11 protein-coding genes and 1 pseudogene are annotated in these 13,338 nt (G+C 71.2%); 3 read left to right on the top strand and 9 right to left on the bottom strand.

Annotated elements, in window-relative coordinates:
- Nucleotides 1–4 precede the first annotated feature (4 nt).
- Both tal and tkt read right to left on the bottom strand, forming a co-directional pair.
- The gene (tal, locus tag OHB21_RS32380; protein WP_067509496.1) at nt 5–1,138 is read right to left on the bottom strand and encodes a transaldolase; all 1,134 of its coding nucleotides are present in this window, start codon (nt 1,136–1,138) and stop codon (nt 5–7) included.
- Nucleotides 1,139–1,142: 4 nt separating this feature from the next.
- Nucleotides 1,143–3,284 (bottom strand): transketolase, encoded by a 2,142-nt coding sequence (gene tkt / locus OHB21_RS32375; RefSeq protein ID WP_067509494.1) that lies wholly within the window; start codon nt 3,282–3,284, stop codon nt 1,143–1,145.
- 380 nt (nt 3,285–3,664) lie between these two features.
- Between tkt and OHB21_RS32370 the strand changes: the two genes are divergently transcribed.
- On the top strand, nt 3,665–4,654 hold the full coding sequence (locus OHB21_RS32370; RefSeq protein ID WP_067509492.1) for a heme o synthase: 990 nt from the start codon (nt 3,665–3,667) through the stop codon (nt 4,652–4,654).
- Between the two features lie 73 nt (nt 4,655–4,727).
- Here OHB21_RS32370 and OHB21_RS32365 read toward each other — a convergent pair whose 3' ends face one another.
- A complete protein-coding gene (locus OHB21_RS32365) occupies nt 4,728–5,693 on the bottom strand; it encodes a quinone oxidoreductase family protein (protein WP_067509490.1) in 966 nt (321 codons plus the stop codon).
- Nucleotides 5,694–5,756: 63 nt separating this feature from the next.
- Between OHB21_RS32365 and OHB21_RS32360 the strand changes: the two genes are divergently transcribed.
- Nucleotides 5,757–6,113 carry a hypothetical protein gene (locus OHB21_RS32360; protein WP_067509488.1) on the top strand — a complete coding sequence of 119 codons (357 nt, stop codon included), beginning with the start codon at nt 5,757–5,759 and terminating at the stop codon, nt 6,111–6,113.
- A gap of 3 nt (nt 6,114–6,116) precedes the next feature.
- Here OHB21_RS32360 and OHB21_RS32355 read toward each other — a convergent pair whose 3' ends face one another.
- On the bottom strand, nt 6,117–6,998 hold the full coding sequence (locus OHB21_RS32355) for a universal stress protein (RefSeq protein ID WP_067509486.1): 882 nt from the start codon (nt 6,996–6,998) through the stop codon (nt 6,117–6,119).
- Between the two features lie 144 nt (nt 6,999–7,142).
- Here OHB21_RS32355 and OHB21_RS32350 point away from each other — a divergent pair, with 144 nt between their 5' ends.
- Nucleotides 7,143–7,892, top strand: a complete 750-nt coding sequence (locus OHB21_RS32350) for a hypothetical protein (protein WP_195124464.1) — start codon at nt 7,143–7,145, stop codon at nt 7,890–7,892.
- A gap of 13 nt (nt 7,893–7,905) precedes the next feature.
- Here OHB21_RS32350 and OHB21_RS32345 read toward each other — a convergent pair.
- The 5 genes and pseudogenes from OHB21_RS32345 to mptB form a co-directional block, all read right to left on the bottom strand.
- Nucleotides 7,906–8,705, bottom strand: a pseudogene (locus tag OHB21_RS32345) (SDR family NAD(P)-dependent oxidoreductase).
- A gap of 56 nt (nt 8,706–8,761) precedes the next feature.
- Nucleotides 8,762–9,742 carry a COX15/CtaA family protein gene (locus tag OHB21_RS32340; protein ID WP_067509482.1) on the bottom strand — a complete coding sequence of 327 codons (981 nt, stop codon included), beginning with the start codon at nt 9,740–9,742 and terminating at the stop codon, nt 8,762–8,764.
- Between the two features lie 76 nt (nt 9,743–9,818).
- On the bottom strand, nt 9,819–10,613 hold the full coding sequence (locus OHB21_RS32335) for an ABC transporter permease (protein WP_067509479.1): 795 nt from the start codon (nt 10,611–10,613) through the stop codon (nt 9,819–9,821).
- The gene (locus OHB21_RS32330) at nt 10,610–11,542 is read right to left on the bottom strand and encodes an ABC transporter ATP-binding protein (protein WP_067509477.1); all 933 of its coding nucleotides are present in this window, start codon (nt 11,540–11,542) and stop codon (nt 10,610–10,612) included. Before OHB21_RS32330 ends, OHB21_RS32335 begins: the two co-directional genes overlap by 4 nt.
- On the bottom strand, nt 11,539–13,236 hold the full coding sequence (gene mptB, locus OHB21_RS32325) for a polyprenol phosphomannose-dependent alpha 1,6 mannosyltransferase MptB (protein ID WP_195124463.1): 1,698 nt from the start codon (nt 13,234–13,236) through the stop codon (nt 11,539–11,541). The genes OHB21_RS32330 and mptB overlap by 4 nt, the downstream gene beginning before the upstream one ends.
- Between the last annotated feature and the right edge of the window lie 102 nt (nt 13,237–13,338).

Raw genomic sequence — 13,338 nt, 5'->3', positions numbered from 1 at the left:
GGGGTCAGTTGCCCCCGGACGCGGCGCCGAGTTCGGCGGTGGTGGCCGTCAGCAGTTCCTCCCAGGACTTCTCGAACTTCTCCACGCCTTCGCGCTCGAGCAGCGCGAACACATCGTCCAGGTCGATGCCGACCTCGGCCAGCGCGTCGAACACCTGCCGCGCCTCGTCGGCGGTGCCGCTGATGGTGTCGCCGCGGATCTCGCCGTGGTCGGCGACGGCCTCGAGCGTCTTCTCCGGCAGCGTGTTGACTGTGTTCGGGGCGACCAGCTCGGTGACGTAGAGGGTGTCGGAGTAGTCCGGGTTCTTCACGCCCGTCGACGCCCACAGCGGGCGCTGCCGGTTGCCGCCCATCGCGGCCAGATGCTGATAGGTCGAGGTGTGCGCGCCGCCGTCGAAGACGTCCTGGTACTCGGCGTAGGCCAGGCGCGCGTTGGCCACGCCCGCCTTACCGCGCAGCGCGAGCGCCGCCTCGGTGCCGATGGCCTCGAGCCGCTTGTCGATCTCGGTGTCCACGCGGGACACGAAGAACGAGGCGACGGAATGGATCTTGGCCAGGTCGTGGCCGCCCGCCTTGGCCCTGCGCAGGCCGTCCAGGTAGGCGCCCATGACCGAGCGGTAGCGGGCCACCGAGAAGATCAGCGTGACGTTCACGCTGATGCCCTCCCCGATCACCGAGGTGATGGCGGGCAGGCCCGCCTCGGTGGCCGGGATCTTGATGAACAGGTTGGGCCGGTCCACCGTCTTCCACAGGTCGATGGCCTGCGCGACGGTCTTGTCCGCGTCGAACGCGAAGCGGGGGTCGACCTCGATGGAGACCCGGCCGTCCACGCCGCGGCTGGCCTCGTACACCCCGGCCAGCACGTCGCAGGCGGAGCGCACGTCGTCGGTGGTGATGGTGCGGATCGCCGCGTCGGCGTCGGCCCCTTGTGCCGCAAGGTCTTTCACCTGCGCGTCGTAGGCGTGACCCTGGCTGAGCGCACCCTGGAAGATGGTGGGGTTGGTGGTGACGCCGACGACGCTGCGCGTGGCGATCAGCTCGGCCAGGTTGCCCGAGTTGATCCGGTCGCGCGACAGATCGTCCAGCCACACCGATACACCGGCGGCGGACAGGGCCGCGAGGTTCTCGTTCTGTGCCATGCGCTTATCCCTTCACGTTGTCCAGCGAGCGCCGCGCCGCCGCGACGACCGCCTCTTCGGTGAAGCCGAACTCGCGGAACAGGGTCTTGTGATCGGCCGAGGCGCCGAAGTGCTCGATGGAGACGGTCTCGCCCGCGTCGCCGGTGAACCGGTGCCACGGCATGGCGATACCGGCCTCGACCGAGACGCGCGCCCGGACCGCCGGGGGGAGCACCTGGTCCCGGTAAGCCTTGTCCTGCGCGTCGAACCACTCCACACACGGCATCGAGACCACGCGGGTGCCGATGCCCTGCGCTTCCAGCGTAGTGCGCGCGGCCACCGCGAGGTGGAGCTCGGAGCCGGTGGCGATGAGGATCACCTGCGGGGTGGCGGTGGACGATTCGGCCAGGATGTAGCCGCCCTTGGCCACGCCCTCGTAGCTGGTGCCCTCCAGGATCGGCAGGTCCTGACGGGTCAGCGCCAGCGCCGACGGGCCGTCCTGGTGCGGCGGCTCCGACACCGAGAAGTGCGAGGTGTGCTCGCTGGAGTCGCGCTCCAGGATGGTGCGCCAGGCGTAGGTGGTCTCGTTGGCGTCGCCGGGGCGCACCACGTTCAGGCCCGGGATGGCGCGCAGCGCGGCCAGGTGCTCGATCGGCTGGTGGGTGGGGCCGTCCTCGCCCAGGCCGATGGAGTCGTGGGTCCACACGTAGATCGCGGGCACCCGCATGAGCGCGGCCAGGCGCACGGCCGGGCGCATGTAGTCGCTGAACACCAGGAAGGTGCCGCCGTACGGGCGGGTCGGCCCGTGCAGCGCGATGCCGTTGAGGATCGCGCCCATCGCGTGCTCGCGCACACCGAAGTGCAGGGTGCGCCCGTACGGGTTCGCCTTCCACATGCCGGTCGAGATCGACTCGGGGCCGAAGCTGGGCTGGCCCGGCATGGTGGTGTTATTGGATTCGGCGAGGTCGGCCGAACCGCCCCACAGCTCGGGCAGCACGTCGGCCAGCGCGGCGAGCACCTTGCCCGACGCCTTGCGGGTGGCCATGCCCTTGGGGTCGGGCGCGTGGATCGGCAGCTGCTCGGTCCAGCCCTCGGGCAGATCGCGGTTGGCCAGCCGGTCGAACAGCGCCTTGCGCTCCGGGTTGGCGGCGGCCCAGGAGTCGAACTCCTTCTGCCACGCGGCCTTCGCGGCCTGGCCGCGCTCGACGGCCTTGCGGGTGTGGGCGATGACCTCTTCGTCCACCTGGAAGGTCTTCTCGGGGTCGAAGCCCAGGATCTTCTTGGTCGCGGCCACCTCGTCGGCGCCCAGGGCGGCGCCGTGCGAGGCGCCGGTGTTCATCTTGTTCGGCGCCGGGTAGCCGATCACGGTGCGCAGCACGATGATCGAGGGCTTGGCGGTCTCCGCCTTGGCCGCGGCGATCGCGTTCTCGATGGCGACCACGTCCTCGCCGCCGAGCACGGTCTGCACGTGCCAGCCGTAGGCCTCGTAGCGCTGGGCCACGTCCTCGGTGAAGGCGATGGTGGTGTCGTCCTCGATGGAGATCTTGTTGTCGTCGTAGATCACCACGAGGTTGCCCAGCTGCTGGGTGCCCGCGAGCGAGGACGCCTCGGAGGTGACGCCCTCCTCCAGGTCACCGTCGGAGGCGACGACGTAGACGAAGTGGTCGAACGGCGAGGTGCCCGGCGCGGCGTCGGGGTCGAACAGGCCGCGCTCGCGGCGGGCCGCCATCGCCATGCCGACCGCGGAGGCCAGGCCCTGGCCCAGCGGGCCGGTGGTGATCTCGACGCCGTCGGTGTGGCGGAACTCCGGGTGGCCGGGGGTGCGCGAACCCCACTTGCGCAGGTTGACCAGATCGTCGAGCTCCAGGCCGAAACCGGCCAGGTACAGCTGGATGTACTGGGTGAGGCTGGAATGCCCGCACGAGAGCACGAAGCGGTCGCGGCCGACCCAGCTCGGGTCGCTCGGGTCGTGGCGCAGCACCCGCTGGTAGAGGGTGTAGGCCAGCGGGGCCAGGCTCATGGCGGTGCCGGGGTGACCGTTCCCGGCGTTCTGCACCGCGTCGGCGGCGAGGACACGGACGGTGTCGACGGCCTTGGTGTCCAGATCCGTCCAGTCGTCCGGGTGGTTCGGCTGAGTGAGGGCGCGGATGTCGTCTGTCACTGACACGACCGAGGTTCTCCTGACATTGGTCTCGTCGACGGCGGGTGGGTGGGCGGCGTGAACGCGCGGCGGCCGCGGGGCCGACCGGGTGTACCCAACCACCCTAGATGTGCCCCCTGAGCGGCATGTCGGGAACCCGTCGTACCGGCGCGTAGTGTCGCGTTTCGCAACCCGGCGCGGACCGCGCGGTGAACCGATCGTGACCTCCTGCCGACCGGGCGGTGGGCCCGTCGGGGCCGGGGTGAGCGTCGGAGCGCTGCCGGCGAGGGTCTACCATCCTCTGTAGTAGTAGCCGCGCCGCACAGGCTGTGTATCCGTGACAGCGGGAAACGAGCGCGCTGCTCGTTCCATTGCCGGATGCGGAGCACAGCGTGCGAGGAGAGACAGTGCGGATTGGGCAACAGCCGGGTGGCAATGGCGCGCACGGCTCCTCCGCGACGGTGCTCGCCGACCGGTTCACCGGTGCCGGCCTGCCGTCCAGACTGATGCGGCGGGTGCTCGCCTACATCGCGCTGACCAAGCCGCGCGTCATCGAACTGCTGCTGGTGGCGACCATCCCGACGATGCTGCTGGCCGACCGCGGCCACATCGACATCGGCCTCATCCTGGCCACGCTGTTCGGCGGCTGGATGGGCGCGGCCAGCGCCAACACCCTCAACTGCGTCGCCGACGCCGATATCGACAAGGTGATGAAGCGCACCGCCAAGCGGCCGCTGGCGCGCGAGGCGGTGCCCACGCGCAACGCGTTCGTGTTCGGCGTCGTGCTCGGCATCGCGTCGTTCGCGTGGCTGTGGTGGCAGGCGAACCTGCTCAGCGGCGCGCTGGTGGTCGCGACCATCCTGTTCTACGTCTTCGTCTACACGCTCGGCCTCAAGCGGCGCACCTCGCAGAACGTGGTGTGGGGCGGCGCGGCCGGTTGCATGCCCGCGCTGGTCGGCTGGTCGGCGGTGACGGGCACCATCGGCTGGCCCGCGCTGGCGCTGTTCGGCGTCATCTTCTTCTGGACGCCGCCGCACACCTGGGCGCTGGCCATGCGCTACAAGGAGGACTACCGCGCGGCGGGCGTGCCCATGCTGCCGGTGGTCGCCACCGAGGAGACGGTCACCAAGCAGATCGTCGTCTACACCTGGCTCACCGTGCTCACCACGCTGGCCCTGGTGCCCGCGACCGGCGTGATCTACGCCGCGGTGGCGCTGGTGGCCGGCGCCTGGTTCCTGCTCATGGCCCACCAGCTCTACTCCGGTGTGCGCCGGGGCGAGTCGGTGAAGCCGCTGCGGCTGTTCCTCCAGTCGAACAACTACCTGGCGGTGGTGTTCTGCGGCCTGGCCGTGGATTCGGTGCTGGGCTGGGACACGATCGGCAGCTTCTTCGGCTGACCTTCCCGCCGAAACCCCCCGAACACGAAGGCCGACGCACTCGCGGTGCGTCGGCCCTTCGGCGCGGGATCGTTCAGGGGATCAGGACGATCGAGCCGGTGGTCTTGCGGGCCTCCAGGTCGCGGTGCGCCTGTTCGGCCTCGGCGAGGGGATAGGTGGCGCCGATGCGAAGGGTGAGGGTGCCGTCGGCGAGGGCGGCGAGGATGTCGCCCGCGCGCCAGAGCAGTTCCTCGCGGTCACGGGTGTAGTGGGCCAATGTGGGGCGGGTCAGGAACAGCGAGCCGCCGGCGTTGAGGCGCTGCGGGTCGACCGGGGGGACCGGGCCGCTGGCCGCGCCGAACAGGGCGAGCGTGCCCCGGATGCGCAGCGCGGCGAGGCTGGCGTCGAACGTCGCCTTGCCGACGCCGTCGTAGACCGCCGCGACGCCCACGCCGTCGGTGAGCTCGCGCACCTGGTCGGCGAGATCGTCGGTGTAGCGCAGCACTTCGGCGGCCCCGGCCTCGCGCGAGAGCGCCGCCTTCTCGTCGGAGGACACCGTCGTGATCACCCGCACGCCGCGCGCGGTCGCGAGCTGCGTGAGGATCAGGCCCACGCCACCCGCGCCCGCGTGCACCAGCACCGTCTCGCCCGGCTCGGGCTTGTAGATCGACTCGATCAGGTAGTGCGCGGTCATCCCTTGCAGCAGCGCCGAGGCGGCGACCGGCGGGTCCACGCCGTCGGGCACCGGGATCGCGACCGCGGCGGGCACCGCGACCCGGTCGGCATAGCTGCCCGGCGCGGCGGCCCAGGCCACCCGGTCGCCCACGGCGAACCCGGTGACGTCAGAGCCGACCGCCGCGACCACACCGCTGCCCTCCGCACCGGGCACGTACGGCACCGGATGCGGATAGGTGCCCGTGCGGATGTAGGTGTCGATGAAGTTCACACCGACCGCCTGGGTGTCCACCAGCAGCTGATCCGGGCCGATCTGCGGCTCCGGCACCTCGGTGTATCGCAGGACCTCGGGACCGCCGTGTTCGGCAACCTGTATGGCGCGCATGACATCCAGTTCTACACCCGCCGGGGGTGGACTCGGACCTACCGGCCGGTAAACTCCGGGAGCATGAGCGTTGATACCGCCGCCGCCCCGGCCCCCGAGAAACTGTCCGGCGCCCTGGTGGACTCGGTGAAGGGATTCGTCGCCGAGCACGGCGGTTCCGCCACCGCCGTGCTCCAGCAGATCGGCCGCATCGGCGTGCGGGTCACGCTCGTCGGCGCCGACGGCGTCCTCGGTGACCGCGTCGTCGCCGATATGCCCACCGCGAAGCACCTGGTGGAGACCATCGAGGGCCTCGCCGAGGCCGACGAGTGGGACCGCGAACTCACCTCGATCGTCACCCCGGAGCGTGGCCACTGGGCGAAGATGGCGGGCTGGGTGGCCCGCCAGAAGCGATTCCCCAAGGCGCGCAACGAGAAGTGACGTTCACGCCCTGGTGACCAGCACCGGGCACGGCGCGTGGTGCAGCAGGTTCTGACTGGTCGAGCCGAGCAGCAAGCCGGTGACGCGGTTGTGCCCGTGGCTGCCCGTCACCACGGCCTGGGCCTCGCCGGCCTGCTGGAGCAGCGCCTTGGTGGGCGAGTCGCGCACCACCAGCCTGGTCACCTCCACGTCGGGGAACTTGTCGCACCAGCCCGCGAGCCGCTCCCCGAGCAGGGTGTGCTCCTGTTCGGCGAGGGCGTCCCAGCTCTCCGGCCGCGGCGACCACTGCGACAGATCCTGGTAGGCCCACGCGTGCACGGCGAGCACACCGGCCCCGAGCAGCGCGGCCAGTTCGAACGCCTCACCGATGGCGGCGTTGCTGTCGGGGCTGCCGTCCACACCGACCAGCACCGGCCTGGTGTCCGGCAGCGGTGTGCCGAAATCGCCGCGCCACACCGCGACCGGGCACGCGGACTGGTTCGCCACACGCAGCGCGGTGGAGCCGAGCAGCAGCGTGGTGAGCCGGGAATCGGTGTTCGCGGCGACCACCACCAGCCGGGCGCCCTCGCCCGCGGCCACGAGTTCGTCGGCGGGCACGCCCTCCGGGTTGGCCTGGGTGATCTCGAGGTCGGGCTGGTCGGCGCGCACGGCGGTGACCGCGGCATCGGCATGTTTCTTCGCGAGCATGCGCAGGGTGGGCAGCAGGTCGGCGTCGGCGACCTGGGCCGCCGTGAGGCTGTAGTCGAAGGTGGGCACCACCGAGACGACCTCCAGCCGCACCGCGCGGCGGGCCGCGATCGCTGCGGCCCAGCGCGCGGCGGCGAGCGCGGCCGCGCTGCCGTCCACCCCGACGACGATCGATTGCTGATTGGCGAGAGTGCTCATCACGATCCCTTCGTTGTCGACACCTCCATCCTGGCAGCTGATCCCGTGGCGATACGTCTGCCGCGCGGCACCGGATATGAGGACCAACGACCCTGGCCGAGCGGTGTTTCCGGGGTGTCGGAGGGCTCGGCTAACGTCATGTCCGTGACCGATACGGACGAAACGGATGTCTACGAGCGCTACGAGGCCCGGATGTGGGACCTGCACAACGACGTCTGGAATGCGTGGGGGCGGATCGATCAGGGAATTTCGGCCCCGCGCTATCAATCGAAGTTCATCCCGGCGGAGCTGTGGGCGCAGATGGGCGTGAACGAACCCGCGCCGCCGACCATCCGGCAACCCAGTCACCGGGTGGTGCGCAACGCGCACGGGACGGTGGTGACCAGCCTGGGTCTGTCGTTCCCCGCGGAGTGGTCGGACGCGGACCCGACCAACGGGGTGGAGGTGGAGGTGTACGCGGCCTCCCGCGATCTGCCGGCCGACGCGAGCTTCGGCGACGTCATGACCTCGTGGCTCGGGCAGCTGGTCGCCGCGATCTCCTCGACGGTGTCGCAGCACGGGTTCCGCTTCGCCGACAACCTCGCCCACTACGGCACCCTGTCGATGGGACTGGGCGGGCTGGACTTCCCGGACTCCGCGCGCGGACGTTACGTGGACGAGAACGGTCACGTCACCGCGCTGCTCGGCCTGGAGGACGACGATTTCCCGCGCACCGTCGACGGCCCGCTGTCCCGCTTCCGCATGGTGAACGTGAAGCTGCTGACCGTCGCCGAGTCCGGCTATTGCGTCGACGGCGACCGCGGTGTCGAGCAGGCCCGCGCCGAGATCGCCGAACTGCTCGTCGCCCAAGGTGATCCGCTCTGGTCGAGCCTGGATCGACCGTCGGTGGTGTGATCGAGGGGCGCGCTCAGACGTGCCGGGCGCGGCCGCCGTCGACGAGCAGGCGCTGGCCGGTGAGGAAGCCGGAGCGTGGCGAGGCGAAGAAGCTGACGGCGTGGGCCACGTCGGCGGGGGCGCCGAGATGGCCCGCGGGCACCGTGCTCCGGTAGCTCTCGCGGGTGGCTTCGGGCACCCCGTCGTGGCGTTCGACCGGAATGAAGCCGGGGGCAACGGTATTCACGGTGATGCCGAAGGGCGCGAGTTCCCGGGCCCAGGCGCGGGTGAGCCCGATCTGGGCGTTCTTCGCCGCGCCGTAGGCGGAGCGGCCGGGCGGCGGGCGGTCGGCGACCTCGGAATCGATGTGCACGATGCGCCCGAACCGGCGCTCGCGCATCCCGGGATCACCGCGCGCCCGAGCAGGACCGGGCTCTTGACGAAGAAGTCGAGCCGGGCGAGGTGATCCGCCCACCCGACCTCGGTGAGCGGTGCCTCCGGTTGCGGACCGGTCGCGTTGAGCACCAGCACGTCCACCGGTCCCAGGGTGCGGGTGACCGCGGCGATCAGATCGGCGACCTGCCGTTCATCGGTGACATCGGCGGTGATCGCCTCGGCCACAACGCCTTCCGTGCGAACGGACGCGGCGACCGCTTCCGCCCGCTCGTCGTCGCGAAACCCGTTGACCACCACGGCCGCACCGTCGGCGGCGAGCCGCCGCGCGATCGCACTACCCAGACCGCGCGAACTTCCCGTCACCAGGGCAACGGGCCGATTCGGAGTCACGACGAATCCGATCTTGCCACGCGGTGCCGGGAACCCGGGCCGCGTCATCAGCACCGGCGGAGGTGAAACCTGCGCTACCACCCGGTCGCGCGGTGAGGCCCGGATCAGGATGCGGCGCGGGTGGCGGCCGGTTCCGGCGCGACGGCCGGGACCGGCTCGCGGGTGCGCAGCACGGCCCACAGGGCCGCCGTGGCGGCGGTGCAGGCGGCCGCGCCACCCACATGGACGGCGACCAGCGCGGCGGGCACGTCGGTGAAGTACTGCACGACGCCGACCAGCGACTGGGAGACCACGAGCCCGAGGACCAGGAACAGCCGGTGCTTGATCACGCGCGTGATGCCGACCGCGTAGAGGCCGAACGCCAGGCCCACGAGCAGCGCCAGATAGCCGACGAGCAGCTGCGAGTGCAGGTGCACCAGCGTGACGATCTCGACCTCGAGCCGCGCCACCGGCCGGTCGATGCTCTTGTCGCCGGCGTGCGGGCCTGCCGCCGTCACCAGCGTGCCCGCGATCAGCACGCCCGCCAGCGCCACCCCGCTCAGCGCCGTCAGCCAGCGCAGGGGAGCGGGCGCCTGCACGACTTCCACGCCGTCGTCGGGTTCGCCGATCCGCGTGTAGAGCACCGCGGCCAGCCACACCATCACCATCGAGGCGAGCAGGTGGATCGCGACCGTCCACCACAGCAGCCCGGTGAGCACGGTGATGCCGCCGATGATCGCCTGCACGACGGTGCCGGCCGGCATCAGCCACGCGTAGGTCAGCACCTCGCGCCGCCGCCGCGCCCTGGTGACCGCCAGCACGATGAGACCCGCGAACAGCGTCACCACGAAGGTGAGCAGGCGGTTGCCGAACTCGACGGCCTGGTGCAGCACCGCCACCTCGGACACGCCGACGGGGGTGAAGCTGCCGGGGAAACACTGGGGCCAGGTGGGGCAGCCCAGGCCCGACGCCGTCACGCGGACTATGGCGCCGGTGACGGAGATGCCCGCCTGGGTCAGCAGGACCGCGAGCGCGATCAGTCGCTGCGCCCGCAGCGAGGGGAGCGGGAGCTTGTCGACCAGCCGCAGAAAGGCGCGATACAGCACCCGACGATGGTAGCGAGCGCCCCCGAGCCGCCCGCAGGCGGTCTACTACGTGACGTCGTTCACGCCGTCGGCGCGGTCACTCGAAGCGGAACCAGCGCGCGGCGAGCAACCCCGTCACCGCACCCCAGATCGCCAGCACCGCGATCCCGAACCAGTCGACGACGCCGTGCAGCGCCTCCTCCAGCGTTACCGCCAGCGCCCCCGAGGGCACCAGTCGCGCCGCGATCTCCACGGCCGCGGGCAGGTCGTCGGAGGCGAACACCACGCTCGCGATGCCGAGCATGACGAACCACAGGACATTGGCCAGCGCGAGCACGATCTCGGCCTTGAGCGTGCCGCCCAGTAGCAGGCCCATGGCGGCGAACGTCGCGGTGCCCAGCGCGATCACGAGTGCGCCCAGCGCCAGCCCTCCCAGCCCCGGCCGCCAGCCCAGCGCCACCCCGATCGCGCCGAGCAGAACCGCTTGCAGCACAACGACTATCAACACCGCGGCGCTCTTGCCCGCGATGATGCCCCAGCGCGGCAGCGGCGTCGCACCCAGGCGTTTGAGCGCGCCGTAGCGGCGGTCGAAGCCGACGGCGATGGCCTGGCCGGTGAACGCGGTCGACATCACCGCCACCATCATCACGGCGGGCACGATGGTCGCGACCCGTTCGGTGCCCAGGTCGCCGAACGGCAGCAGCGTGAGCCCGACCAGCAGCGTGATCGGGATGAACATGGTGAGCAGCAGCTGTTCGCCGTTGCGCAGCAACAGGATCAGCTCGAGCCGGGTCTGCGCGGCCAGCATCGCCGGGAAGCCGGCCGGCCGCGGATCGGGTGCGAAGGTGCCCGGCGCGAAGCGGTTGGTGGTGCGTTCAGGCTGGGTCATCATCCGCGCAGGTCCCGTCCGGTCAGTTCCAGGAAGACGTCCTCGAGGCGGCGCTGGTCGATCCGGATGTCGGTGGCCAGCACGTTCACCCGCGCGCACCACGCGGTCACGGTGGCCAGGACCTGCGGGTCGATCTCGCCCTCGATCAGATACGAGCCGGGACTCGTCTCGCGCGGCGAGAATCCTTCCGGCAGCGCCGTTCTCAGCAGGTCCAGGTCCAGCTTGGGCGGCGCGGAGAAGCGCAGCTGGCCCGCGGCGCCGTGCGCGGTGACCTCGGCGGGCGTGCCGGAGGCGACCACGCGGCCGTGGTCGATGATGACGAGCTGATCGGCCAGTTGTTCGGCCTCGTCCATCATGTGCGTGGTGAGCAGCACGGTCACGCCGTCGCGGCGCAGCGCGTCGATCAGCTCCCACACCATGATCCGGGCCTGGGCGTCGAGCCCGGCGGTCGGCTCGTCCAGGAAGACGATCTCGGGCCGCCCCACCAGCGCGCACGCCAGCGCCAGCCGCTGCTGCTGACCGCCCGACAGCCGCCGGTAGGGGGTGCGCCGGGTGTCCTGGAGGCCCAGGGTGCGCAGCAGCCAGTCGGGGTCGAGCGGGTCGGCCGAGTAGGCGGCGACCAGGTCCAGCATCTCGCCGGCCCGTGCGCCGGGGTAGGCGCCGCCGCCCTGGAGCATGACGCCGATGCGGGGACGCAGCCGGTCCGAATCGGCGACCGGGTCCAGGCCGAGCACCCGCACGCGGCCCGCGTCGGGTCGGACGAAGCCCTCGCACATCTCGACGGTGGTGGTCTTGCCCGCGCCGTTGGGGCCGAGCAGCGCCAGGACCTGCGCGCGTTCGATCTCGAAGGACAGGCCCTCGACGGCGGTGGTCTCGCCGTACCGCTTGACGACGCCGTCGACGCTAACGGCGGGTCCGGAGGCTGCGTTCACGAGGAAACACCGTAGGACGTGGGCTGTTGTGACGAAGCCGACACCCCCGGCTGCGCCCGCCACGGGAGCACATTGCGGGTGAGGACGATGAACAGCACGCACACGATGACGGTCGCGATCGCGGACCCGACGATCTGGAACACCTCGAACTCACCGCCGCGCGGCATCTGCAACAGGCTCACGAACGCCGACATCGCCACCGCGGGCACGCGGAAGATCGGCCGGGTCGCCCACGCGGCCAGCGGCACGATCGCCCACAGCAGATACCAGGGCTGCACCACGGGGAACAGCAGCACGATCGCGCCCAGCGAGACGCCCAGCGCGCCGACGGGGTGCAGGCGCCCGGTGCCGGTGGCGACGAGCATGCGCACCGTGACGAACGCGGCCGCCACCATGGCGATGGGCCGGGTGATGCTGAGCATCGCGGTGGTGTGGTCGCCCAGGCCCAGCAGGACGCCGCCGAATCCGGTGACGACGCCGATCGCGGTGGGCAGCGACATCCAGCTGCGCACCACGCTGGCGACGCTGAGGGTGAACATCCAGCCGAAGCCGAGCCCGCTCAGCGAACTGATCAGCGCGGTGGTGCCCAGCGCTATCGCCCCCAGGAACGCCGCCCACACGATGATCGCCCGCAAGCCGCCGCCGGCTCTGCGGACCAGCGCCATCCACACGAAGCCCATGGCCACCATCGAGGTGACCTTCACCGACGAGGACAAGGTGATGACCACCGCCCCGGCGATGAGCAGCGCGTAGGCGCGGCCGTCGAACGGGCGGGTGTCGTGCACGGCGCGCAGGCACAGCTCGAGGCCCGCGAGCATCAGGCCGAGCATCAGCGCGTCGTTGTGCACGCCGCCGACCAGGTGGAACAGCACCAGCGGGTTGGCCGCGCCCAGCCACAGCGCGCTCACCGGCGCCACACCGCAGCGCACCGAGAGCCGCGGCAGCGCCCACACGATGAGCGCGACGCCGGCCAGGGCCAGCAGGCGGTGCATCCAGACGCCGAAAATGATGTTGTCGCCGGTCAATTCGGCGATCCAGCGGCCGACCCACAGGAACAGTGGACCGTACGGGGCGGGGGTCTCGCGCCAGATGTTGGGCACGTTGCGGGTGAGGACGTTGTCGTTGCCGAGGGCCTGGCTCGGCCCCTCGGAGTACGGGTCGATGCCGCGCGCGGCGATCTCGCTCTGCGCGAGGTAGGAGTAGACGTCGTTGCTGAACATGGGCGGCGCCACGCACAGCGGCAGGATCCACAGCAGCAGGGTGCGGTCCATCTGCGACCGGGTGATGCGGTGGCGCGGCGAACCGCCCAGCCCGCCGACGGCGAACCGCCCGAGCAGCAGCCAGGCCAGTACCACCAGCGCCGTGCCGACCATGCACACCGCCAGCGAGCCGGTGTGGGCCCGCCCGAAGATCGCCACGATCCGCATCCCGGAGACCGGGTTCTGCAACACCGGCTGCGCGCCGACCCCCAGCGCGCTGATCACCATCAGCACCGCGCCGGTGGCGCCCAGCAGCCGGATGCGGTTGAACTGCTGCAACTCCCGCTGGTCCAGTGCGGGGACCTCCGACTCGTCGCGGTGCAGGACGGCGACCGAATGATCGGCGGCGGGCGCGTCGAGCCCCAGCGCCCGGCGCCCGAATCTCCTCGCCTTGCGCCGCACCTCCACGAGCCGCGCACTGTCTACAACCGCCACGGCAGGAAGCCTAGTGGGCGCGTGATCGGTACCGGTCCCGCAGGACCGCCCGCGCGGAACACCCGGTGCCCGTGCCCGCCTGTGGCGAAAGTCGCACCGGGG

Source organism: Nocardia puris (assembly GCF_036051655.1).
In the GTDB taxonomy this organism is placed as follows: Bacteria; Actinomycetota; Actinomycetes; order Mycobacteriales; family Mycobacteriaceae; genus Nocardia; species Nocardia puris.
Note: the sequence above shows the minus strand (reverse complement) of the source record. Positions and strands in the feature narration are given on the sequence as shown.